This is a genomic window from Halobellus sp. Atlit-38R (assembly GCF_003665925.1).
Classification (GTDB): Archaea; Halobacteriota; Halobacteria; order Halobacteriales; family Haloferacaceae; genus Haloquadratum; species Haloquadratum inordinatus.
The window spans coordinates 1-700 of the sequence record NZ_QXIJ01000086.1 but is presented as its reverse complement, the minus strand read 5'-3'; the positions used below and the strand labels follow the sequence as shown (position 1 = coordinate 700).

Genomic DNA, 700 nt, shown 5'->3' with positions numbered 1-700 from the left:
GGCGCGTCCTGCGACCGAGTCCGAGCACGTAGGGGATCTTCCCGATGTCGTCGCCCATCAAGACGACGTCAGCCGTTTCGAGGGCAACGTCGGTCCCGGCGCCACCCATCGCGATCCCGAGCGTCCCCGTCGCCAAAGCGGGCGCGTCGTTCACCCCGTCACCCACCATCGCCACGTTCTCGTATCGCTCAACCAGGTCTTCGATAGTTGCCACCTTCTCTTCCGGCAGCAGTTCCGCCTGTACCTCGTCGATACCGACTTCGTCGGCGATCTGCTGGGCGACACGTTCGTTGTCGCCGGTCAGCATAACGATGTGCTCCACACCGAGAGACCGGAGATCCTCGATCATCTCTGCAGCCCCCGGCCGGACCGTGTCGGTGAACGCAAGCCATCCCAGTACCGTGGCGTTGCCAGCGTGCTCGCGGGCGACAAGGACACTGGTCTTCCCCTCCGCCTCCAGGGTCCGAAGCCTGTCGAGACCGGGATCGAGTCCCTCGATCGCAGCGTCTTCGAGAACCGTCTCGACGTAACTCCGATTCCCGATGTGGATGGTTCCGTCGTCGACGTCGGCGCGCACGCCTTTCCCGGCCTCCGACTGAAACCGTCGCGCGTCGGGGACGTCGAGGGCGCGGGCTTCGGCTTCCGAGACGGTCGCACGAGCCAAGTGATGCTCCGAACGGGCCTGGACGGAGGCTGCGAG

1 protein-coding gene is annotated in these 700 nt (G+C 65.6%); it reads right to left on the bottom strand.

The window, feature by feature from the left end; translation table 11 throughout:
* Positions 1-700: HAD-IC family P-type ATPase (locus D3D02_RS18230; protein WP_147435709.1), on the bottom strand; the 700-nt coding region annotated here is incomplete at both ends.